Genomic DNA, 19,825 nt, shown 5'->3' on the forward strand with positions numbered 1-19,825 from the left:
GGGTTCAGGTGGCGGGGGACAGCGTGACGATCACCGAGCCGGTGTAGGATCCCGCCACCAGCCGGCCGCCGGTCGGGGTGCTCGGGTCGGCGAAGCTGACGACGATGTCGCTGCTGAAGACGCCCGTCGTGCTGCCCGCGCCGCCGCCGGCGGCCAGGGTGCTGTCGCTGGCCGAGACCGCTCCGCTGGCCGGCGAGGCCGTGGCCGTGGCCGTGTAGTCGACGCGACGGTCGAAGCCGGTGGGGGCGGCGTCGGTGAAGCTGGTGTTGAGGATCGGCAGGGCTTCGACGGCCATGCTGGCCGACACCCCGTTGCACCAGCCGTTCAGGTTGGCGGTCCGACTGGTCAGCTTGGCGCCGTCCAGCCTGCCGATGGCGGCGCTGTCGCCGGCCAGCAGGGACAGTTCGCCCAGGTCCAGCACCACGTCGCCGGTCACGAACAGGCAGCGGTTGGCCACCGTGCCGTTGACCTGCACCGTGCCCGTCGCCGTCTGGGCCAGGGCCGCGCCCGCGCCGCAGGCGAGCACGAGGCTCGCCGCGGCGACGGACAGGATGATCGGATGTCGCATGATCGTGCTCCTGTCGCCCGGTGGGTCAGACGGGTTCGATGGTGATGGAGATGACGCTCGAATAGTTGCCGGCCATCAGCAGCGCGCCCGACGCGGTGTTCAGGGCGTAGGCCTTGACCGTCAGGTTGTTGGCGCTGTTGGCCAGGCTGTCGGACAGCGACTGGACCGTGGCCGCGGGCAGGGCGGCGGCGGTGACGTAGCTGACCGTCTGGGTCGAGCCGTTGGCCAGGGCGGCGTCCAGCGCGGCGGTGTAGTCGATGACGTTGGCGTAGCCGGCGGGGGCGGTGGCGGTCGGGTCCAGGGCCAGCCGGGTCGAGCTCAGGGTCACCTTGGGCGCGGCGCTGTTGCAGTTGATCCGGAACTGGGTCGAGCCGCCGGGGCTGGCGTTGGTCGAGCCGGCCAGGGTGGAGGACAGCGTGCCGTCCGTGCCGGCCAGTTCGCCCAGCGGGATCGAGCCGCTGAAGCTGGAGCCGCTGCCGCCGGTGATCACGACGCATCGGGCCGCGACGCTGCCGGTGACATTGACCGTGCCGGTGACCGTCTGGGCCAGGGCGGCCGGGGCGGCGGCGAGGCCCAGCAGGGCGGCGCCGATGAGGATCGTCTTGTTCATGTCGTTTCACTCCCAAATGTTGCGCCGGCGGACCGGCTTCGTTCTGCGGGGCGACGCCCCAATCCCCCGGGAAGACGACCGGATCCGCTGGGGGAGCGGGTCCGGAAGGGCGTCACGGCGAGACGCTGACCGTCACCGTCAGTGAATCCGCATAGGTGTTGGCCGCAGCCAGGATCTGCGCGCCGGCGTAGGCGGCGCGGCGGACCCGCAGGTACGAGCCGGAGACGTCGTAGGACGAGCCGTCCAGGCGCAGCCCCTGGCTGGCGGTGGCCGGTCCCTTGAAGGCGCAGGTCGCGCCGGAGCTGGTCTTCAGGTCGCCGGTGTCGCAGGTGGCGCTGGCCGGGGTGACCCCGGGGTCGCCGACCAGGTTGAGGTCGACCAGATAGGGCGCGAGGTTGGTGTAGCCGGCCGGCGGCGCGACGCTGGAGGCCAGCAGGCCGCCGTTTTGCGAGATCACCGCCGCCCGGAACGGCACGGTGCATTCCAGCGTGAACGGAAAGTCGGCCGAGAAGGCGTTGTTGACTTCGCCCACGTCGGTCGAGCCGCTGGGGGCCATGCCCGGGGCGAAGCCGCAGCGGCCGCCGACCGAGGCGGTGACCGGGATGGACAGCACGATATTGGAGGGCGACCCGCCGGCATAGGCCGTGACCTGCGCATGGGCCAGGTCAGCGCCAGCGGCGAACACCGACAGCACGACTAGGCCGCCGCCGATCAGCCAATCCAGCGTTCGAGGCTTGCGTTCCGAGCGCAGGGCCCGGGGAACCATTGTGCGTTTGTCTGCCATCGCCCAGCCCTTGTTTAATTAACAAGTTCTTAATGCTTGGATGACGATTGCAGAGAACTAGTTGTGTGAAATCCCCCAGCTTGGGTATGTGTAGTAGTTTCGCCTGAATGGGGAATTCAGATCTGGGTCCATTTGTTATGGCGACTTTAATAATGCAAATGTTCTAAGGGATATGGGCGTTAAGAGGCATGTGCATTTAGCGTGCGTCAAACCGACGCTATTATGTATTCATTAATCCTAGGTTGTGGAAATTCTTGCCCGATATGCGTTTAGATAAGGAATGCACGAACCCGAAAACAAGGGTTCAGCTAGATGCCGGCGCCAAAGACCGGCGGACAGGGAGAAGGGGCAGGGCATGGACGGCACGCATTCGCTAGCCGCGTTACGCGATCTTGAGGCGATAAGGTTCTGTCTTGACGAAGACGAGGTCGCCCGGATCGTGGTCGACCCGCAAGGGTTGCTGCTCTGGCGTTCCAGGGCGGCGGCGCTGATGCTCCACGGGGACTGCCCCCTGGTCGACCGGGCGGGAAAGCTGGGCGGGGTCGACCGTCGCACCCAACAGTTCCTGACCGAGCGGCTGGACGAGGCCTTCGCGGGCGAGGAAATCTGCCAGTTCATCGAGGCCGAGCAGGACCGGCGCTTCCTGCTGCGCATGCGGCCGGTCGACGAGGACGGCGAGCGGGCCGTCGTGATCACGCTCAAGGATTTCGAGGCCCCGGTCCATATCCCGCGGCTCGAGCGGCTGTTCGGTCTCAGCGCCATGGAGGCGCGGATCCTGCAACTGATTATCGAGGGCGCGAGCGCCGAGCGGATCGCCGACAGCAAGGCCATCTCGATCCTGACCGTGCGGACCCACATTAAGCACATCCACAGCAAGATGGACGTCCGCTCCAAGGAAGAAATCCTGGCGGTGATCGTCAAGATCTTCGCCTGAGGGGCTATGGAGCCCCGGCGCAGGGGGGCCGGGCCGTGTCGATGCGAGTTGCCGATCCGGACGCGAACCGCCAAATGAGAGCGGATGACATTTCGGGCCAGCACCATGACCACGCCGATCGACGACCGTCTCGCCGCCGCCGCCTTCCATAGGCTGGTCGAGCACCTGCGCCTGCGCACCGACGCCCAGAACGTCGACCTGATGGGCGTGGCCGGCTTCTGCCGCAACTGCCTGGGCGACTGGGTGAGCGAGGCCTCGGAGGGCGCGCTGAGCCGGGACCAGGCCCGCGAGGCGGTCTATGGCATGCCGCAGTCCGAGTGGAAGGCGCGCCACCAGGGGGCCGCGACGCCCGAGCAGCTGGCGCGCATGGAAGCCAGCGTGGCGCTTAACGAGCGATTGCGCGCCGAGCGGGACGCCCGGCTGGACGAGGCGCTGGAGGACAGCTTTCCCGCCAGCGACCCGCCGGCCATGACCGAGCCGGGCCGCTAAGTTCAAATCAGATCTCGATGACCCCGCGCCGGGCCGCCACGGTGACCGCATGGGTGCGATCGGCGACGTCGAGCTTGGCGAAGATGCTCTTGAGGTGGGCCTTCACCGTATCCTCCGACAGCGACAGGTCCCAGGCGATCTGCTTGTTGGCGCGCCCCGCGGCCACCAGGCGCAGCACGTGGATCTCGCGCTCGCTGAGGGCCTCGTCGACGGCGTGGATGGCGATCTCGTGGGCGACTTCGGGCTGCAGCTGGCGGCGGCCGGCGTGGACGTTGCGGATCGTGTCGAGCAGTTCGCGGCGCAGGGTGCTCTTGAGCAGATAGCCGGTGGCGCCGGCCTTCAGGGCGCGCAGGGCCTGGACGTCGCCGGCATAGGTGGTCAGCACCACGATCCGGGCCGTGGGGACCTCGGCGCGGATGGCCTCGATGGCCTCCAGCCCCGTCATGCCGGGCATCTGCAGGTCCATCAGCGTCACGTCGGGGCGCAGCTCGCGATGACGCGCCACGGCCTCGGCGCCGTCCCCCGCCTCGCCGACCAGCACCATGTCCGGCTGCAGGGCGAGGACCGCCGCCACGCCCTCGCGCAGCATCGGATGGTCGTCGACGACCAGGACGCGGATCCGCGGGTCGCTGGGGGCGGCGGTCATGTCAGGTCTCCGCTCGTCAGGGCTCGGCGGCGCGGGGCGAAGGGCCAGGCTCGCCGGCCCGGACCGAGGTAGGCGACGCCGCCCGGGACGGTCAACTCGATCTCGGCGCCGGCCCCGGGCCGGCTGCGGAGTTCGAACGCCGCCTGGATCTTGCGGGCGCGTTCGCCCATGCCCGTCAGGCCGAAATGGCCCTCGCGCCGGCCGCTGTCGAGCACGGCCTGGTCCAGGCCGACGCCGTCGTCGCGGAACCGCACGCTCAGCGCGCCGCGGCCATAGCCGACGTCGATCTCGACATTGCGGGCCTGGGCGTGGCGCTGGGTGTTGAACAGGGCCTCGGACGCGATCCGTTCGATCTCCTCGCGGACCAGCGGGTGCAGGCGCCGGGGCGGCCCCTCGACCACCATCCGCACCTTGATGGCCGGCTCCAGGCCGAGGCGTTCGACCAGCCCGGCCAGGATCTCGTGCAGGTCGCCGGCCTTGTCGGCGCGCAGGCTCTTCACCCGGTCTCGGCCCTCGACGATGACGTCGTCGGCCCGGTCCAGCGCGCTTTCCAGCGCCTGCCGGGCCGGCAGGTCGGCGGGGATCTGGTCGGTCACCGACTGCAGGCGCAGCATCAGGCCCTGGATGCCCTGCAGCAGGGTGTCGTGCAGTTCGCGGGCGATGCGTTCGCGCTCGGCCATGCGGTCCTGCAGCCGGCCGTGGATGCGGACGGACATCTGGCGCAGCCGCAGGGCGTAGAGACCCCAGAGCAGGCCGATCAGCGCCAGGACGCAGAGCACGCGGAACAGGTTGGTCTGGACGAAGGTCGGCGGGATCTGGAAGGCCAGGACCGCGCCCCGATCGTTCCAGACCCCGTCGTTGTTGGCGGCCACGACCTGGAAGCGATACCGTCCGGGCTTGAGGTTGGTGTAGAAGGCCTGCCGCCGCCCGCCGGCCTCGACCCAGTCCTTGTCGACCCCTTCCAGGCGGTAGCGGAAGCGCACGCGTTCGGGGATGCTCAGGCTCAGGGCGGTGTAGTCGATCTGCAGTTTCGAGGCGCCCTTGGGCAGGACCAGATCGCGCGGATTGCGGCGGACCTGGCCGTTGACCGTCAGGCTACGGATCGCGACCGGCGGGGGCAGGGCGTTGCGGGCGATGCGGGCCGGATCGATCCAGGCGACGCCTTCCAGCGTCAGCAGCCAGATCCGCCCGTCGCCGCCCCGGACGAGGTCCCTGACCCCGTTCTGCTGGGGCGGGCCGGGCAGTCCGTCCTTCATGTCGAACAATCGGTAGTTCAGCGGCCGCGTGGGGTCGTCGAACGCGCGGTCGAGGTCTTGCGTCCGCATCTGGACGACGCCCAGGGCCCCGAGGACCCAGGTCTCGCCGCCCGGAGTCTGGACGACGCCCTGGACGCCCTTGGCCCAGGGAAAGCGCGCGACCTGCAGGGCCTGGAACCGGTCGCCGGTCAGGCGCAGCAATCCGAACTCGCAGCCGATCAGGAAATCGTCTGGTCCCTGATAGAAGGCGCGCATGCCGCCGACGGCCAGGTTGGCGGGCGGGCGGAGAGTCTGGACGGTTCCGTCCGGGGCGACCCGCGTCAGCGTCGTCGGCCTGGGCAGCAGCACGCGGCCTTCGCGGTCGATCTCGACGTTGCTGTGGATGGCGTTCGGAGCGCGCGGCGGAAACACCGTCCACCGGCCCTGGGCGTCGAGGCGGCCATATCCATTCGCGAACAGCGCCAGCCAAAGGTCGCCACGGCGGTCGATCACGCATCCGGTGTAGGGCGCGCCGGACGGAACGGGCGGGATGGCGGTTCGCGGCGGGCTTTTGAGCTGGGTCAGGACGTCCCCGGCGCCCAGCCACATCGCGCCAGCCCTGTCCTGGCAAAGCGCCGTCGGGTTGTCGAGCCCGTCACGGATCACCTTGGGCGCCTGGCCGGGCAGGGCCCGGTAGACGGTCTCGCTGTCGGCCGCCCAGACCGCCCCGTCCCGGTCGGCGAACTGGATGTAGCCGAAGCGCGACGACCGGGCGATCCCGGGCTCGACCACCACATTGGCCGCCCGCAGGCGGTCGAGGCCGACCGACGTGCCGATCCAGAGATTGCCCTCCCGATCCTCCAGGATCGGCACGGCCTTGTTGGAGCTCAGCCCGTCCCTGGCCTCGTAGGTCTCGGCGTGCGGCCTCGACGCGCCGACGGCCAGGGCGGCGTCCGGCTTGGCGACCCGGAAGGCGCCGGTCGAGAAGGTCGTGCCCCAGAGGCCGCCGTCGCGGTCGAACAGGATGCGGGCGTAGCGGGCGGAGTCGGAGACCGCGTAGCCCGCCGCGCCGGACTGGGCCGCCTCGCCCCGGGCGAGGTCCGGCAGGGGGCGGGCGCCCAGTGAGTCCGACACCCACAGCCGGCCGCCGGCGTCCTCGGCCAGGCCCGCCCCCGCGCCGATGACGACGTCGGCGCGCTCGAAGCGCCGCGCGCCGGGCCGCAGGAACGAAAGGCTGCCGTCGATCGCCACCCACAGGGTCCCGTCACGCGTGACCCTCAGGTCCATGATGTAGCCTTGGGGCAGGTTCCAGGACGGGTCGATGTCCTGCCGCTTGTCGCCGACGAACCGCGCCAGGTTGTGCCGGATGTTGTTGAGCGCCGCCCAGACGGCCCCGTCCGGGGCGGCGGTCATGGTCAGGACGCCGTCGCGGCCGGCGCTGGGAAGCTCGCGCAGCCTGCCGTCGCGAAAGACCGCGACGCCGCCCCGCCGATAGCCGGCCCAGAGTTCGCCCGAGCGGGTGACGACCAGGGCGTTGACGTGCTGGGAATGGGAATAGTCGTCGTCGGCCAGGGGAACGGCCTCGAACGCGACGCCGTCGAACCGATAGAGGCCGCTGGCCGCGCCCAGCCACAGATAGCCGTCGGACGTCTGGGCCAGGGCCCAGATATTGGTCGGGGCGCCGTCCTCCGCCGTCCAGCTGGTGTGCTTGAACTGAAGGATCGAACGGGCCGGGTCCAGGGCCAGGGCCCGGCCGCCCAGGCCCAGCAGCAGGGCGATCGCGAGGAGAAGTCTGGCGGCCGTCCTCATGCTTGATCGCCCCCGCCGGCCGCAAACGCTCGAGGCCTTGCTTTCACGAGCAAGGGTCGCGCGAAATCTCGAAAGGGTGACGCGCGGCTCCCCCGTTGGGAGCTTAACGGCGGGGCGCCGGGCGGGATAGCGCTGTGGCCTGCAACAGGAGGCGTCCCATGTTTCTCGGCGCCATGTTTCCGGGCGGTCTGGTCGGCGTGGCGCTCCTGCTCGGACGCCTGGCCGCCGCCGCGGCGCTGGCGCTCGTCCTGCGCGGTTTCGCGCCGGCGCCCTGGATCGCCTTCCCCGTCCTTGTTCTCGCGGCCAGCCTGGCGGCCGGGCTCCTGACCCGCTTCGCCGCGGCCTGTTGCGCCGTCCTGGTGTTGGTCGGCGCGGCGAGGGCGGGTGGCGCCTTGTCGGCCGTCCTGGCGCTCAACGCCCTGCATGTCGCCGGGCTGGCGCTCACCGGAGGCGGCGCCTATTCGCTGGACGCGCGGCTGTTCGGCCGGCGCGTGATCCGGCTGGACGACTGAGGGGGCCACCCGATCGGGCGGCGAGCGCCTACCCGTTCGGGATTTACCGGGTCTCGCCTTGGGTCGATCGTCCGGCCATGTCCTTGCAACCCGGGGGAGCGTGTCATGACCGTCGGTAGCATTCCGGAGAAGGCGTCCGGCCTCGCGGAGATCTTCGGCGTCCCGGCTCGTCCGGGCAAGCTGAAGGCGGCGGCGGTCGAGATCCGGCTGCCGGAGCCGTCGCTGGACGTCACGCCCCTGGCGCCGCGGGTCGATGTCCTGATGGTCCGGCTGCAGCTGGTCGACTATCCGGGGCAGCGGTACTGGGAGGACGGCGTGGCGGCCCCGACCCGCGACATCGCGGCGGGCGAGATCCTGTTCCACGACCTGCGGCGGGGCCCGCGGCTGGTGCTGGACCAGCCCTATCACGCGCTGCACGTCCACATTCCCCGCGCCGCCTTCGACGCGATCGCCGCGGACTCCGACGCCGTCCCGATCGGCGATCTCGACTACGCGCCGGGGGGCGGCCTCGAGGACCCGACGATCGCCGGCCTGGGCGCCGCGATCCTGGCCGACCTGCGGGTCGGCGTCGCCCAGAACCCGCCGTTCGTCGACCACCTGATCCTGGCCCTGGCCGCCCACGTGGCCGCCCGCTACGGCGGCATGGCGGCCAAGTCGCGGGCCGTGCGCGGCGGGCTCGCGCCGTGGCAGACCCGCAGGGCCCGCGAGATCCTCGCCGCCAATCTCGACGGCGCGACGCCCCTGGCCGAGGTGGCGCGCCAGTGCGGCCTGTCGGTGGGACATTTCTCGCGGTCGTTCCGGCGGTCGTTCGGCGCCACGCCGCACCAGTGGCTGGTCCAGCGGCGGCTGGAAGCGGCCAAGGACCTGATCCGCTCGTGCCGCATGCCGCTGTCGAGCGTGGCGCTGAGCTGCGGCTTCGCCGACCAGAGCCACCTGACCCGGGTGTTCACCCGCGAAGTCGGGGCCAGCCCGGCCGCCTGGCGCCGCGAGGTGCAGCAATAGGCTCAGAAGGCCAGCTTCCGGGCCTTGACCCTGACCCGGATCACGCGGTGGTTGGACGACATGTAGAGGTGGCCGTCGGCGGCCAGCTCGCAGTTGGAGATCACGTCGTCGGCCCGGATGATCCCGATCCGCTGGCCGGCCGGGGTGAAGATCGAGATCCCGTCCTTGCTCGAGGCCCACAGGTTTCCGGCGCGATCGACCTTCAGGCCGTCGCCGCCGGCGATGCCGGTGGCGACGCGGTCGACGAACTGCCGGCGGGCGGTCGGCGCGCCGTTCGCGTCCAGGTCCCAGGCCACCCAGCCGGACTTGCGGTCGGTGGCGTACAGCGTCCGGCCGTCGGGCGACAGGCCCACGCCGTTCGGCTCGACGGTCCTGTCGATGATCGTCAGGCTGTTGTCGGTGCCCAGGCGATAGACGCCGGCATAGTCGGTCTGGCGGTAGGGCGAGCGCCAGTCGCCCTTCAGGCCCCACGGCGGATCGGTGAAATAGATCGTCCCGTCGCGGGCCAGGACCAGGTCATTGGGGCTGTTGAGGCGCTTGCCCTCGAAGCTGGACGCCAGGACCGTCTTCTTGCGGGTCTTCAGGTCGATGCGCGAGACGCAGCGGTTGCCGCTGTCGCCGACCACCAGCCCGCCGCGCGCCAGGATCAGGCCGTTCGAGCCAGCCTCGCGCAGGCTGTTGGTCTCCGGACCCGCATAGCCGGACGGCGACAGCCAGACCGCGCCGCCCGCCGCCGGGGACCAGCGCAGGATCTTGTTGGCGGGCACGTCCGAGACCAGCAGGAAGCCGTCCTTGCCGCCGACCCAGACCGGCCCCTCGCTCCAGGTGAAGCCGTCCAGCACCTGCTCGACCGGCGCGTCGGCGTCGACCAGGGCGTCCAGGGCCGGGTCCAGGCGCTCGACCTTGCCGACCACCGGGTAGGTCCCGGTCCTGGCGAGCGCCGGCGCGGCGGCGAGGGTCAGGATCGAGGCCGCCACGCCGCGGCGCGTCATCCGGAAGGCTTGGCTCACGAGGCGGGCTCCTGTCGTCGGGGGCGAATCGTCGGCCTTGATCTTGTGCCCCGCGTCGCGCCGGCGCGCCACCGGGATGGGGAGGATCTGGTCGGCGCCGCCGCATCGCACAACTGCTCCCCCTCTGGGGGAGCTGTCGGCGAGGCCGACTGAGGGGGTCTTCACGCACGGCTTCACGCTCACGCGCCGAAGCTGCGATGGGATGGGGAGGGTGCGAAGCGCCCGGGCCTCGCCCGGAGTAGCTTTGATGTTGTTACCGTTTCGACGAAGTGCAGGCGCTTCGCGTGGAGCCGTTATCCGGAAGCCTTCGGGTCGCGGATTCTTAACCCGCCCCGATGGAGGCCCCCGACGGGCGGAGAGTTGACGACCTCTCCGGACCGCCCGGGCGATTTCAGCCCGGGCCTGTTGCGCTCACCCGCCACCGCGGCGCCGAGGTTTCGGCCCCTTGCATCGGAGCGCCTGCCTCGAACCGACCGCGGCGTCCATCCAAGGACCGCCGGCGAGCGCTTCCCGCTCGTCCACCTCCGAAAGCCGCATCGGTCGCCGTACGTGCGCCCTCCCCGTGCCTTCAGGTGGGATCAGGATAAGGGCGGTTCGAAGGGGTGAGGACCAAATCGGGTCGAGAAAAATTAGAGCGTTGATTTTCTTCGCTTCGACCCCGGCCTATCCTCGCGTCATCCCTCTTCTTCCCACGCCCGCGGCGCGGGCCCAGCCCGCTCGGAGGGTCTGGGAGGCCGCCACCCCTGGCCCCGGTGCTCGTCCAGCGCCGGGGCCTTGGGATCCACCCGCCCGGGCTCCTGGCGAAACCGCAGCGGCGTGCCGACCACGGCGTCGCCGTTCGCATCCCGCCAGATCATCCCCCGCGCCGCGACGGCGGGATCGTCGAAGGCGTCCTTCAGGCTCCGCACCGGCGCGAAGCAGATGTCGCGGCCCTCGAACCACGCCTCCCACGCGGCCTGGGTCCGTGTACGGAACGTTTCGCGGAAGAAGGCCCGCAGCGGTTCCTGGCCCGGACCGGGCGGCAGCAGTGCAGGGTCCAGCAGGTCGGGACGCCCCAGCGCTTCCAGCAGGTTGGCCGCGAACTTCACCTCCGAGCCGCCCAGCACGATCCATCGGCCGTCGGCGCATTCATAGAGATTGAACATCGCCGCCCCGCCCCAGGATCGCTCGGCCTTGGGGACATTGGCGCGGCCTTCCGCGAACACCGGGCCGGTGGCGTTCGGCGTCCAGGCCATCAGGCTGTCCAGCATGGCGACGTCGAGATGGTCGCCCAGGCCGGTCTTCTCCCGGCGCAGCAGGGCCATCAGCACCCCCGACAGGGCGGTCAGCGAGGCCAGGGCGTCGGCGGCCATCAGGCCGGGCATGGCCGGCTTGCCGTCCTGGCCCTCGTTCAGGGCCACCAGGCCCGCCAGGGCCTCGACGGCCAGGTCGTGGGCCGGCCGGTCCCGATAAGGGCCGTCCTGGCCGAAGGCGCTGATCGAGCAGTAGACGACGCCCGGATTGACGGCCTTCACCGCCGCGTAGCCGACGCCCAGCCGGTCGACCACGCCGGGCCGGAAGGCCTCGACCAGCACGTCGGCGTCCGCCGCCAGCGTCCAGAAGGCGGCCTGGCCCTCGGCGCTCTTCAGGTCCAGCTGCACCGAGCGCTTGCCGCGATGGGTGTTGCGGAACCAGACGGCCTGGCCGTGGGTCGACAGGCCGATGTGGCGGCTGGGCTCGCCCTCGCCGGCCGGCTCGACCTTGATCACGTCGGCGCCGTGGTCGGCCATCATCAGGGTCAGCATGGGCCCCGGCAGGAACAGGGACAGGTCCAGGACCTTGACGCCGTCGAGCTTCATGGCGCGCGCCCCAGCAGCGGGTCGTTGTGCTCGCCCAGCGCCGGGGCGCGGGCGGCGGGCATGCGCTGGCCGTCGATCCTGATCGGGCAGGCCAGCATGTCCAGGCCCTGGGGCCGGGCCGGATGGTCGATGCGGTCGCGCATGGCCACCTCGGCCACGAACGGGCTGTCCAGGGCCTGGGCCAGGTCGGCGATCGGCGCGAACGGCACGCGGCCGCCCAGACAGGCCAGCCAGTCGGCGCCGGTGCGCTGGACCATCACCGCGTCGAGGATCGGGGTCAGGGCGTCGAGATTGGCGCGGCGGGCCGGCATGTCGGCGAAACGGGGATCGGCCTTCAGCTCGGACCGGCCGACCAGGTCGCACCACACCTCCCAGAAGCGCTGGGTCTGGCACATCAGCATGCCCCAGCCGTCCTGGGTCCTCACCCGCTGCGAAGGGCTGATCGACGGGTGCGCCCCGCGCGGCGGCCGGCCGACCTGGTGGCCCTCGTTCATCGCCCACACCGCCGGATAGGAGGTCTGGTGCAGGGCCACGTCGAACAGCGACACGTCGACGTCGCAGCCCTTGCCGCTGGCCCGCGCCGCCAGGATCGCCGAGACGATCCCCAGGGCGAACACCGAGCCGGTCATGAAGTCGACCATCGACAGGCCGAAGCGCACCGGCGGCCCGTCCGGCTCGCCCGTCAGGGTCATGAACCCGGCCTCGGCCTGCATCAGGTAGTCGTAGCCTGGCCAGGCCTCGCGGCTGTTGCCTCGTCCGTAGGCGGACAGATGGGCGCAGACCACGGCGGGGTTGAGCGTCTTCAGGTCGTCGTAGCGGATCGCCAGCTTCTCCGGCTGGTCGCCGCGCAGGTTGTTGACCACGGCGTCGGCGCCGGCCGCCAACCGCTCGAAGTCGGCCCGGCCCTCCGGCGTCTTGATCTCCAGGGCCACCGACGACTTGCCGCGCGAGAAGGTCTGGAAGAACTGGCTGTCGCCGCCCCCTGGGGAGGAGGGGCCGAGGAAATAGGGACCCAGGCCCCGGCTGATGTCGCCACCCAGGGACGGGGACTCGATCTTGATCACCTGCGCGCCCAGCTCGCTCAGCAGCTGGGTGCCGTAGGGGCCGGCGGCGTACTGCTCGACCGCCAGGATCCGCACGCCGTCCAGGGGTCTGTCCATCCGCTCCGCCCTTTGTTCGCCGGGATGATGCGACGGCCGTCCCGCCGCGCCTAGGGCGACGTTGGGGAAGGGCGGCGTTTCCCAGGCTTGTTTCGGCAAGGCGATATGCGTAGGCAGGCCGCGTTCCGTTCCGTCGTCGAGGCCCCCATGACCGTCGTCCTGCAGACCGCCCGCGCCCGCGTCGAGCTCCTGCCCGCCCTGGGCGGATCGGTGGGACGGTTCACCTGGGACGGCCGCGATGTGCTGCGGCCCGCGCCGGCCGGGACGACCGAGGTGCTGGAGACCGGCAACTTCGCCCTCGCGCCGTTCTGCAACCGCATCCGCGACGGGCGCTTCAGCTTCGGCGGCCGCGACGTCGCCCTGTCGCCGAACCTCGGCGACCATCCGCACGCCCTGCACGGCCAGGCCTGGCGCGGGGCCTGGCGCGTGGTGTCGGCGAGCGAGGCCGAGGCGGTGCTGGCCTTCGACCACCCGCCCGGCGAATGGCCCTGGGCCTATCGCGCCGAGCAGCGCTTCACCCTGGGCGAGGCCGGCCTGCGCCAAGTCCTGTCGGTGACCAACACCGGCGCCGAGCCGATGCCCGTGGGCCTGGGCTTCCACCCCTATTTCCCGGCGCGCCCGGGCGAGCGGCTGCAGGCCGGCGTCACCGGCGTCTGGCTGACCGACGAGGACTGCCTGCCCACCACCCACGTCGAGGGCCCCTGGCGCTCGGACTGGGCGGCCGGCGCGCCGACGGCGGTCTCAGACCTGATCGACAACTGCTATACGGGCTGGAACGGCATGGCGACGCTGTCGGCGCCGGGCGGGGCCAGCACCACCCTGACCGGCTCGCCCGAGTGCCGCTGGCTGCACGTCTATTCGCCGCCGGGCGCGGACTTCGTCTGCGCGGAGCCGGTGGCCAACCGTCCCGACCCGTTCAACGGCGAGGACAGCGGGATCAGGACCCTGGCGCCGGGCGAGACCGCGTCGGTTTGGATGAACGTCGCGTCGAGCTAGCGCGTCCACCTATTCTCTTTTGGTCGTCATTTCGGGCCTTGTGCCCGGAATGACGGTTGAAAGGGAGGATGAAGGCCCTAAGCCTTCAATCCACCATCGCCTCCAGCGCGCGCCGGTCCCTCAGCAGCACCTTGCGGGTGGTCGGCAGGGCGATCAGGCCGTCGTGCTGGAGCTGGGTGAAGGTGCGCGACACGGTCTCGATGGTCAGGCCCAGATAGTCGGCCATGTCCTGGCGGGTCATGGGCACGTCCAGCAGGGCCTCGGCGCCCGTCCGCTCGGCCAGGTCCAGCAGCAGGGCCGCGACCCGCTCGCAGGCGGTGCGCCGCCCCAGCATCAGCACGTGGTCCTGGCAGCGGCGCAGGCTGTCGGTGGTCAGCTCCAGCAGCCGGCGGGCCACGTCGCCGCGCTCGCGGGCCAGGGCTTCCAGGGCCGGACGCGGCATCGCCCGCACCTGGGCGGGACCCAGGGTCTGGGCCGCCGCGCGGTAGGTCTCGCCGCTCTCCAGGCCGAACACGTCGCCGGCGAAATGGAAGGCCTCGATCTGCCGCCGGCCGTCGCGCAGGATCCGGCAGGTGCGCACGGCGCCGGAGATCAGCTGGTAGATCCGGTCGGCCGGTTCGCCCTCGTCGAAGATCGTCTCGTCACGGCCGTAGCTCTGGCGCAGGCCGTCCAGCACGATCGCCGCCGGCTGGCGCGTGAAGGCGGGGACGGGGGTCTGGATCACGGACAGCATGGCGATTTCCCGATCTCTTGGCCCGCTCAATCTCCGTCGCCGGAGCCTGGCGGTACAGTCGGGTCCTACGCCTAAGGAGGACTACCTAGCCTCGCCGGGACGACAGGGTCATGCGCACCAGGGCGGCCAGGTTGTCGGCGTGCATCTTGGCCATCAGCTTGGCGCGATAGATCTCGACCGTGCGCGGACTGATCCCCAGCTCGCGGGCGATCACCTTGTTGGGCTGGCCGTCGACGACGCCGTCCAGCACCTGGCGCTCGCGTTCCGACAAGGTCTCCAGCCGCTGGCGGACCAGGGCGGCGTCGTCGGAGGCCGCGCCGCTGTTCTGGGCCAGGGGCGGGGGGGCGGCCTCCAGGGCGCGGTTCAGGGCGTCCAGGATCCGGGCCTCGCCGAACGGCTTTTCGATGAAGTCCGCCACCCCGGCCCGCATCGCCTCGACCGCCAGGGGGATGTCGCCATGGCCGGTGATCATGACGATCGGCACGCGCGAGCCCCGCGCGTTGAGCTCGCGCACCAGCTCCAGGCCGGTCATGTCGGGCATGCGCATGTCGGTGATCACGCAGCCGGCGCCGTCCAGGGGCAGGGCGTCCAGCAGGGCGAGCGCCGAGGCGTGGCTGACCACCTCGAAGTCGGCCGCCTCCAGCAGGAAGGCCAGGGATTCGCGGGCGCTCTCGTCGTCGTCGACCACGTGGACCACGGCTTCACTCATCGATCACGTCCTGTTGTCCTGGCCTGTTGTCCTCGTCGTCATCTCTACGCGGCGGCAGGATGAAGTGGAACACCGTCCCGCCCTTCGGGTTCGGATCGGCCCAGATGCGCCCGCCGTGCGCCTCGATGATCGAGCGCGAGATCGACAGGCCCACCCCCATGCCCTCGGCCTTGGTGGTCATGAACGGCTGGAACAGGCGCTCGCGGAAATCGTCGCTGATGCCCGAGCCGGTGTCGGTGACGCTGACTTGAACGGAACCGGTGTCCAGCCGCTGGCTGGCGATCGTCAGTTCCCGTCGCGGCGAGTCGGCCATGGCGTCGACGGCGTTGCGGATCAGGTTCACCAGCACCTGCTGGATCTGCACCCGGTCGGCATAGACCGCGTCGGCGGTCGGGTCGAGCTGCAGGCGGGTGGTCACCAGGTGCTCGCGGGCGCCGATCAGGGCCAGGGCGGCGGCGTCCTCGACCACCTTGGACAGGCTCTCGGGCGCGCGTTCGCTGGCCCCGCGCCGCACGAACTCGCGCATGCGGTGGATCACGTCGCCCGCCCGCAGGGCCTGGGCCGAGGCCTTGTCGACCGCGTCGCGGACCTTGGCCTGGTCCTCGGGACGGCCGCGGTCGATCAGGCGGCGCGAGCCGGTCAGCAGGTTGGCGATCGCCGACAGCGGCTGGTTCAGCTCGTGGGCCAGGGTCGAGGCCATCTCGCCCATGGCGGTCAGGCGCGAGACGTGAACCAGCTCGGTCTGCAGGTCGCGCAGCCGGGCTTCGGTCTGCTGGCGTTCGGTCAGGTCACGGATGAAGCCGGTGTAGAACGGCTGCAGGCCGCGGGTCTCGCCCACCGCCAGCTCCATCGGGAAGGTGCTGCCGTCCTTGCGCAGGCCCACCACCACGCGGCCGACGCCGATGATCCGCTTCTCGCGGGTCTGGGCGTAGCGCGCCAGGAAGCCGTCGTGGGCGCCGCGGTCCGGCTCAGGCATCAGCAGGCTGACGTTCCGGCCGATCGCCTCGGACGAGGTCCAGCCGAACAGGCGCTCGGCGGCCGGGCTGAACGAGGTCATGACCCCGGCCGGGTCGATGACGATCACCGCGTCAGGGGCCGAATCGAGGATCGACTGCAGGTGATGGGTCATGGCGGCCGCGCGCGAGCGGGCGGCGTGGAACCAGCCGCCGCCGACCGACATGCCGAAACCGATCATCACGAACACCAGGCTCGACAAGGCCGTGGCCTGGTCGGGCCGCCCCTGCACCTTCAGCAGCCAGACCGCGCCGGCCGCCAGGACGGTGGCGAACAGGCCCGGCGCCAGGCCACCGACCGCAGCGCTGATCAGCACGGCCGGCACGAACAGCAGGAAGGCCGAGGGGGCCGTGAAGCCGGGGGGCAGGGCCAGCTGGATCAGGCCGCAGGCCAGGACCGTGGCCATGGCCGCCAGATAGGCGCGAGGCCGCAGGTCGCTGTGCAGCGTCCCGGCCGAAACCGTGGTCATCACGTGATAGCGGCCTCCGCTGCGCAAGGTCGGCTACCCTATAGCCGCTGGCGGGGAGATTGGCAGTTCCTGATCGCACAGGGCGCGGGGCGCGGGACGGTGGCTGACCAGCACCAAGCCCTGGCCGGTGCGGTTCAGGCGGGCGTCCAGGCGCGCGACGACCAGGGCCTCGGTCGCGGCGTCCAGGCCCTCGGTGGGTTCGTCCAGCAGCAGCCAGGGCGCGTCGCGCAGCAGGGCGCGCGCCAGGGAGAGCCGTCGCCGCTCGCCGCCCGACAGGCGCTCGCCGTTCTCGCCGATCCAGGTGTCCAGGCCTTGCGGCAGGGCCCGGACCCGGGCGTCCAGGGCGGCGTCGGTCAGGGCGTTCCAGAGGGCCTCCTCGGCGCGCGGGCCGGCCAGGGCGAGGTTGGCGCGAACCGTGCCGGCGATCATCGCCGCGTCCTGCGGGGCATGGGCGAAGGCGGCGCGGGTTCGAGAGCTGGTTTCCTGGCCCTCATAATTCAACCGCTCATCCCGGCGAACGCCGGGATCCAGATCCCTTGGCGGTGTGGATGATTGGATGGGGCTCGGGGCCTCTGGGATTAGCCTCAAAGTCATTCCATCTGGGTCCCGGCATTCGCCGGGATGAGCGGATTTTTGAGAGCGCAGGCCGATAAGCCTTTCCAACACGGTGGTCTTGCCGCAGCCCGAAGGACCCGTAAGAACCAGTCGCGAACCGGGCTCGAGGATGAGATTTCCAAACCCGAGGCCCGGACGGCCCAGCACGGCCTGCGCCTCCGCCTTTTCCACCGTTGGCTGATGCCCCAGCACCGTATCCAGCCGCGCCGCCGCCGCGTCGGCTCCCGCGTCCTGCTCGAACGCCTTGCCGAGTCCCGCCAGGCCCTCCAAGGCCATGGCGGCGGCCAGGCCGGCCATGGCCGCCAGGGGCGTGGCGGCGCCGTGGGCGAAGGCCAGGACCCCGGCGACGGCGACGCCGAGGATCGCGCCCTGCAGCATGGCCAGCCATCCGGCCGCCGCGACCGCTTCCCGCCTCAGGTCGTCCAGCCGCGCGCCCTTCCTGGCGATCTCGGCGGCGGCGCGGTCCTGCACGCCATAGACCCGCAGCTCGGGCGCGGCGGCGGCGTAGACGGCCAGGGCGTCCTTCAGGTCGCCGGCGGCCTGCTGGAGTTCCGGGCCGGTGCGGGCGGTCAGGCGGCGGGCCAGGGCGCGGACGCCCAGCACGGTCGCACCTACGGCCAGGGCCACGACCAGGGCCGGCGCCCAGCCGGCGGGGGCGGCCATGGCCAGGCCGGCGGCGACGGCGCCGCCCGCGCCCCAGGGGGCGGAGAGGCGGATCAGCCGGGTCTCGACCGCGTCGACGTCCTGCACCAGCCGGGCCGAGGCCTCGCCGCGCGACAGGGCCAGGGCCTGGGCGGGCGGGGCGGCGGCCAGGGACGCGTAGAGGGCGGGGCGGATGGCGGCCAGGGCCTTCAGGGCCGCGGCGTGGCCCGACAGGCGCTCCAGATAGCGGAAGGCGGTGCGCAGGATGGCCAGCAGGCGGATGCCGGCGCTGGGCAGCAGCACGTTGAAGGCCTGGGCCGCCACCAGGCCCGCCAGGCCGGCGATCGCCGCCCCGGTCAGGAACCAGCCCGACAGGCCCAGCAGCAGCACCGACCCGGCTCCGACGACGGCGGCCGACAGGGCGGCCAGGCGCAGGCCGTCGGCGTGACGCCGACGCTGCTGGCGGACCAGGGCGGCGAGGGGGCCGCTCATAACCCCATCCCACAAACGCCTGTCATCCCGGACAAGGCCCGAAGGGCCGCCGATCCGGGACCGCCGGGATCGCCTGCGTTCAGGCGCCGGTCCCGGATCTGCGCGCTGCGCGCTTGTCCGGGATGACAGTTTTGATGGGTCGTCCTTTCGGGAGCTCTCACAGCCGCACCACGCGGTCGGCCAGGGCGGCGACCGCCTCGGAATGGGTGGCGATCAGGGTGGTGCGGCCCCGGGCGGCGGCGCGGAGGATCGGGAGCAGGGCCTGTTCCGACGCCGCGTCGAGGTCGGCGGTGGGCTCGTCCAGCAGCAGGACCGGGGCGGACTTGAGCAGGGCGCGGGCCAGGCCCAGCCGCCGTCGCTCGCCGCCCGACAGGCCCGCGCCGCGCTCGTCGAGCCTCGTGTCCAGGCCGCCGCGGGCGTCGAGCACGGCGTCCAGGCCGACGACGCGCGCGGCCTGCTCCAGCGCCGCTCGCGTCGCGGCGGGGTTGGCCAGGGCCAGGTTGTCGGCGAGGGTCCCTGGCAGGACGACGGGCGACTGCCCGGCCCAGGCGGCCGAGGCGGCGATGGAGCCCAGAAGCGACAGGCGCCGGTCGCCGACCATCACCTCACCACCGCTCAGCGGCGCCAGGCCCAGCAGCAGGTTCAGCAGGGTGGTCTTGCCGCTGCCGCTGGGGCCGAGCAGGGCGACGACCTCGCCGGGGGCGACGTCGAGATCGAAGCGGTCGAATACGAAGGCTTCGCCGGCCTGGTAGGTCACGCTCACCGCCTGGAAGCGGATCGCCGGCGGGCCGTCGAAGGCCACGGCGGGCGGGGCGGGCGCGGGGACGGGCAGGGCGGCCAGGGTCAGGGCGGCGGCCTCGGCGGCCTGGCGGTCGTGATAGGCGGCGGCCAGCCGGCGCAGCGGGGCGTAGACCTCCGGGGCCAGGGCCAGGGCGAAGAAGGCGCGCTTCAGATCCAGCTGTTCCGGGACCGGGAAGGGCAGCAGCCGCAGCAGGTTGAAGCCGCAATAGACCGCCACCAGGGCCACCGACAGGGCGGCGAAGAACTCCAGCGCGCCGGACGACAGGAAGGCGATCCTCAGCACACGGATCGTGCGCCGGGCCAGGTCGTCGGCGGCGACGGACAGGTCGCGGGTCACCGCGCCCTCGGCCTGGAAGGCCAGCACCACCGGCAGGGCGCGCACCCGGTCGAGGAACAGGCCGGACAGCCGCTCAAGCGCCAGGAACTGCCGCCGCGACTCCTCGGCCGCCGCCCCGCCGGCCAGGGCCATGACCAGGCCGAACGGGACCAGGGTCAGCAGTAGGATCCCGGCCGCCACGGGCGTCGCGACGGCGATGGCGGCGATGACCAGCAGGGCCGCGGGCCCCGCGGCCCGCCTGGCGGGCTCGAAACGGGCCACGTGGCCGTCCAGGGCCTCGACCCCCTCGACCACGGCCGACAGGGCCTCGCCGCCGGTGACGCGGCCGCCCAGCACCGAGGCGACGGCGCCGTGGCGGGCCTGGGCCTTGACCCTGCTCGCCGCCCGGGCCCCGGCCTGGGCGGCGCGCTTGGCCAGCAG

General features: G+C 71.8%; 17 protein-coding genes and 1 pseudogene. 5 read left to right on the top strand and 13 right to left on the bottom strand.

Annotated features, from left to right (window positions below; genetic code table 11):
• Window positions 1–4: 4 nt before the first annotated feature.
• The 3 genes from AC07NX_RS20355 to AC07NX_RS20365 form a co-directional block, all read right to left on the bottom strand.
• Window positions 5–568, bottom strand: coding sequence for a hypothetical protein (locus tag AC07NX_RS20355; RefSeq protein WP_494644288.1), 564 nt, complete (start codon window positions 566–568; stop codon window positions 5–7).
• 25 nt (window positions 569–593) lie between these two features.
• The gene (locus AC07NX_RS20360) at window positions 594–1,178 is read right to left on the bottom strand and encodes a hypothetical protein (RefSeq protein ID WP_494644289.1); all 585 of its coding nucleotides are present in this window, start codon (window positions 1,176–1,178) and stop codon (window positions 594–596) included.
• 112 nt (window positions 1,179–1,290) lie between these two features.
• Window positions 1,291–1,962, bottom strand: coding sequence for a hypothetical protein (locus tag AC07NX_RS20365; protein ID WP_494644290.1), 672 nt, complete (start codon window positions 1,960–1,962; stop codon window positions 1,291–1,293).
• A gap of 355 nt (window positions 1,963–2,317) precedes the next feature.
• Between AC07NX_RS20365 and AC07NX_RS20370 the strand changes: the two genes are divergently transcribed.
• Together AC07NX_RS20370 and AC07NX_RS20375 are read left to right on the top strand one after the other, a co-directional pair.
• The gene (locus tag AC07NX_RS20370) at window positions 2,318–2,896 is read left to right on the top strand and encodes a helix-turn-helix transcriptional regulator (protein WP_494644291.1); all 579 of its coding nucleotides are present in this window, start codon (window positions 2,318–2,320) and stop codon (window positions 2,894–2,896) included.
• A gap of 105 nt (window positions 2,897–3,001) precedes the next feature.
• Window positions 3,002–3,307 (top strand): annotated as a pseudogene (locus tag AC07NX_RS20375) (DUF1244 domain-containing protein); the annotation flags it as partial.
• 85 nt (window positions 3,308–3,392) lie between these two features.
• On the opposite strand, the gene AC07NX_RS20380 reads toward AC07NX_RS20375, so the two are convergent.
• The gene (locus AC07NX_RS20380; RefSeq protein ID WP_035071842.1) at window positions 3,393–4,031 is read right to left on the bottom strand and encodes a response regulator transcription factor; all 639 of its coding nucleotides are present in this window, start codon (window positions 4,029–4,031) and stop codon (window positions 3,393–3,395) included.
• Window positions 4,028–7,075 (bottom strand): sensor histidine kinase, encoded by a 3,048-nt coding sequence (locus tag AC07NX_RS20385; protein WP_494644292.1) that lies wholly within the window; start codon window positions 7,073–7,075, stop codon window positions 4,028–4,030. The genes AC07NX_RS20380 and AC07NX_RS20385 overlap by 4 nt, the downstream gene beginning before the upstream one ends.
• Before the next feature lie 158 nt (window positions 7,076–7,233).
• On the opposite strand from AC07NX_RS20385, the gene AC07NX_RS20390 reads away from it, so the two are divergent.
• Window positions 7,234–7,587: a hypothetical protein gene (locus AC07NX_RS20390; RefSeq protein ID WP_494644293.1), complete on the top strand. Its 354-nt coding sequence runs from the start codon at window positions 7,234–7,236 to the stop codon at window positions 7,585–7,587.
• A gap of 105 nt (window positions 7,588–7,692) precedes the next feature.
• On the top strand, window positions 7,693–8,589 hold the full coding sequence (locus AC07NX_RS20395; protein ID WP_494644294.1) for a helix-turn-helix domain-containing protein: 897 nt from the start codon (window positions 7,693–7,695) through the stop codon (window positions 8,587–8,589).
• A gap of 2 nt (window positions 8,590–8,591) precedes the next feature.
• On the opposite strand, the gene AC07NX_RS20400 is transcribed toward AC07NX_RS20395, so the two are convergent.
• The 3 genes from AC07NX_RS20400 to AC07NX_RS20410 all read right to left on the bottom strand — a co-directional run bounded on the left by AC07NX_RS20400 (window position 8,592) and on the right by AC07NX_RS20410 (window position 12,597).
• Window positions 8,592–9,599: an SMP-30/gluconolactonase/LRE family protein gene (locus AC07NX_RS20400; RefSeq protein ID WP_494644296.1), complete on the bottom strand. Its 1,008-nt coding sequence runs from the start codon at window positions 9,597–9,599 to the stop codon at window positions 8,592–8,594.
• A gap of 674 nt (window positions 9,600–10,273) precedes the next feature.
• A complete protein-coding gene (locus AC07NX_RS20405) occupies window positions 10,274–11,437 on the bottom strand; it encodes a CaiB/BaiF CoA transferase family protein (RefSeq protein ID WP_494644297.1) in 1,164 nt (387 codons plus the stop codon).
• A complete protein-coding gene (locus AC07NX_RS20410) occupies window positions 11,434–12,597 on the bottom strand; it encodes a CaiB/BaiF CoA transferase family protein (protein WP_494644299.1) in 1,164 nt (387 codons plus the stop codon). The genes AC07NX_RS20405 and AC07NX_RS20410 overlap by 4 nt, the downstream gene beginning before the upstream one ends.
• 147 nt (window positions 12,598–12,744) lie before the next feature.
• On the opposite strand from AC07NX_RS20410, the gene AC07NX_RS20415 reads away from it, so the two are divergent.
• Window positions 12,745–13,593, top strand: a complete 849-nt coding sequence (locus AC07NX_RS20415) for an aldose 1-epimerase (RefSeq protein WP_494644301.1) — start codon at window positions 12,745–12,747, stop codon at window positions 13,591–13,593.
• An 85-nt stretch (window positions 13,594–13,678) separates the two neighbouring features.
• Here the strand turns inward: AC07NX_RS20415 and fixK are convergent, their stop codons facing one another.
• The 5 genes from fixK to cydD form a co-directional block, all read right to left on the bottom strand.
• A complete protein-coding gene (fixK, locus tag AC07NX_RS20420) occupies window positions 13,679–14,326 on the bottom strand; it encodes a transcriptional regulator FixK (protein ID WP_494644303.1) in 648 nt (215 codons plus the stop codon).
• A gap of 85 nt (window positions 14,327–14,411) precedes the next feature.
• Window positions 14,412–15,035 (bottom strand): response regulator FixJ, encoded by a 624-nt coding sequence (gene fixJ, locus AC07NX_RS20425; RefSeq protein ID WP_494644305.1) that lies wholly within the window; start codon window positions 15,033–15,035, stop codon window positions 14,412–14,414.
• Window positions 15,028–16,518, bottom strand: coding sequence for a PAS domain S-box protein (locus tag AC07NX_RS20430; protein WP_494644306.1), 1,491 nt, complete (start codon window positions 16,516–16,518; stop codon window positions 15,028–15,030). The genes fixJ and AC07NX_RS20430 overlap by 8 nt, the downstream gene beginning before the upstream one ends.
• Window positions 16,519–16,551: 33 nt before the next feature.
• Complete coding sequence (locus AC07NX_RS20435; protein ID WP_494644308.1) at window positions 16,552–18,267, bottom strand: amino acid ABC transporter ATP-binding/permease protein; 1,716 nt, start codon at window positions 18,265–18,267, stop codon at window positions 16,552–16,554.
• 157 nt (window positions 18,268–18,424) lie between these two features.
• A partial coding sequence (gene cydD / locus AC07NX_RS20440) for a thiol reductant ABC exporter subunit CydD (protein ID WP_494644310.1) occupies window positions 18,425–19,825 on the bottom strand: 1,401 nt, incomplete at its 5' end.

The sequence above is a fragment of the Caulobacter sp. GW821-FHT09A05 genome (assembly GCF_059418465.1).

Excerpts from the sequence above, each read along its gene's own strand:
- AC07NX_RS20365 (WP_494644290.1), bottom strand. The coding sequence starts at position 1,962 with ATGGCAGACAAACGCACAATGGTTCCCCGGGCCCTGCGCTCGGAACGC.
- fixK (WP_494644303.1), bottom strand. The coding sequence starts at position 14,326 with ATGCTGTCCGTGATCCAGACCCCCGTCCCCGCCTTCACGCGCCAGCCG.
- AC07NX_RS20430 (WP_494644306.1), bottom strand. The coding sequence starts at position 16,518 with ATGACCACGGTTTCGGCCGGGACGCTGCACAGCGACCTGCGGCCTCGC.
- AC07NX_RS20355 (WP_494644288.1), bottom strand. The coding sequence starts at position 568 with ATGCGACATCCGATCATCCTGTCCGTCGCCGCGGCGAGCCTCGTGCTC.
- AC07NX_RS20415 (WP_494644301.1), top strand. The coding sequence starts at position 12,745 with ATGACCGTCGTCCTGCAGACCGCCCGCGCCCGCGTCGAGCTCCTGCCC.
- AC07NX_RS20360 (WP_494644289.1), bottom strand. The coding sequence starts at position 1,178 with ATGAACAAGACGATCCTCATCGGCGCCGCCCTGCTGGGCCTCGCCGCC.
- AC07NX_RS20395 (WP_494644294.1), top strand. The coding sequence starts at position 7,693 with ATGACCGTCGGTAGCATTCCGGAGAAGGCGTCCGGCCTCGCGGAGATC.
- AC07NX_RS20410 (WP_494644299.1), bottom strand. The coding sequence starts at position 12,597 with ATGGACAGACCCCTGGACGGCGTGCGGATCCTGGCGGTCGAGCAGTAC.
- AC07NX_RS20390 (WP_494644293.1), top strand. The coding sequence starts at position 7,234 with ATGTTTCTCGGCGCCATGTTTCCGGGCGGTCTGGTCGGCGTGGCGCTC.
- AC07NX_RS20370 (WP_494644291.1), top strand. The coding sequence starts at position 2,318 with ATGGACGGCACGCATTCGCTAGCCGCGTTACGCGATCTTGAGGCGATA.
- AC07NX_RS20435 (WP_494644308.1), bottom strand. The coding sequence starts at position 18,267 with ATGAGCGGCCCCCTCGCCGCCCTGGTCCGCCAGCAGCGTCGGCGTCAC.
- AC07NX_RS20405 (WP_494644297.1), bottom strand. The coding sequence starts at position 11,437 with ATGAAGCTCGACGGCGTCAAGGTCCTGGACCTGTCCCTGTTCCTGCCG.
- AC07NX_RS20380 (WP_035071842.1), bottom strand. The coding sequence starts at position 4,031 with ATGACCGCCGCCCCCAGCGACCCGCGGATCCGCGTCCTGGTCGTCGAC.
- AC07NX_RS20385 (WP_494644292.1), bottom strand. The coding sequence starts at position 7,075 with ATGAGGACGGCCGCCAGACTTCTCCTCGCGATCGCCCTGCTGCTGGGC.
- fixJ (WP_494644305.1), bottom strand. The coding sequence starts at position 15,035 with ATGAGTGAAGCCGTGGTCCACGTGGTCGACGACGACGAGAGCGCCCGC.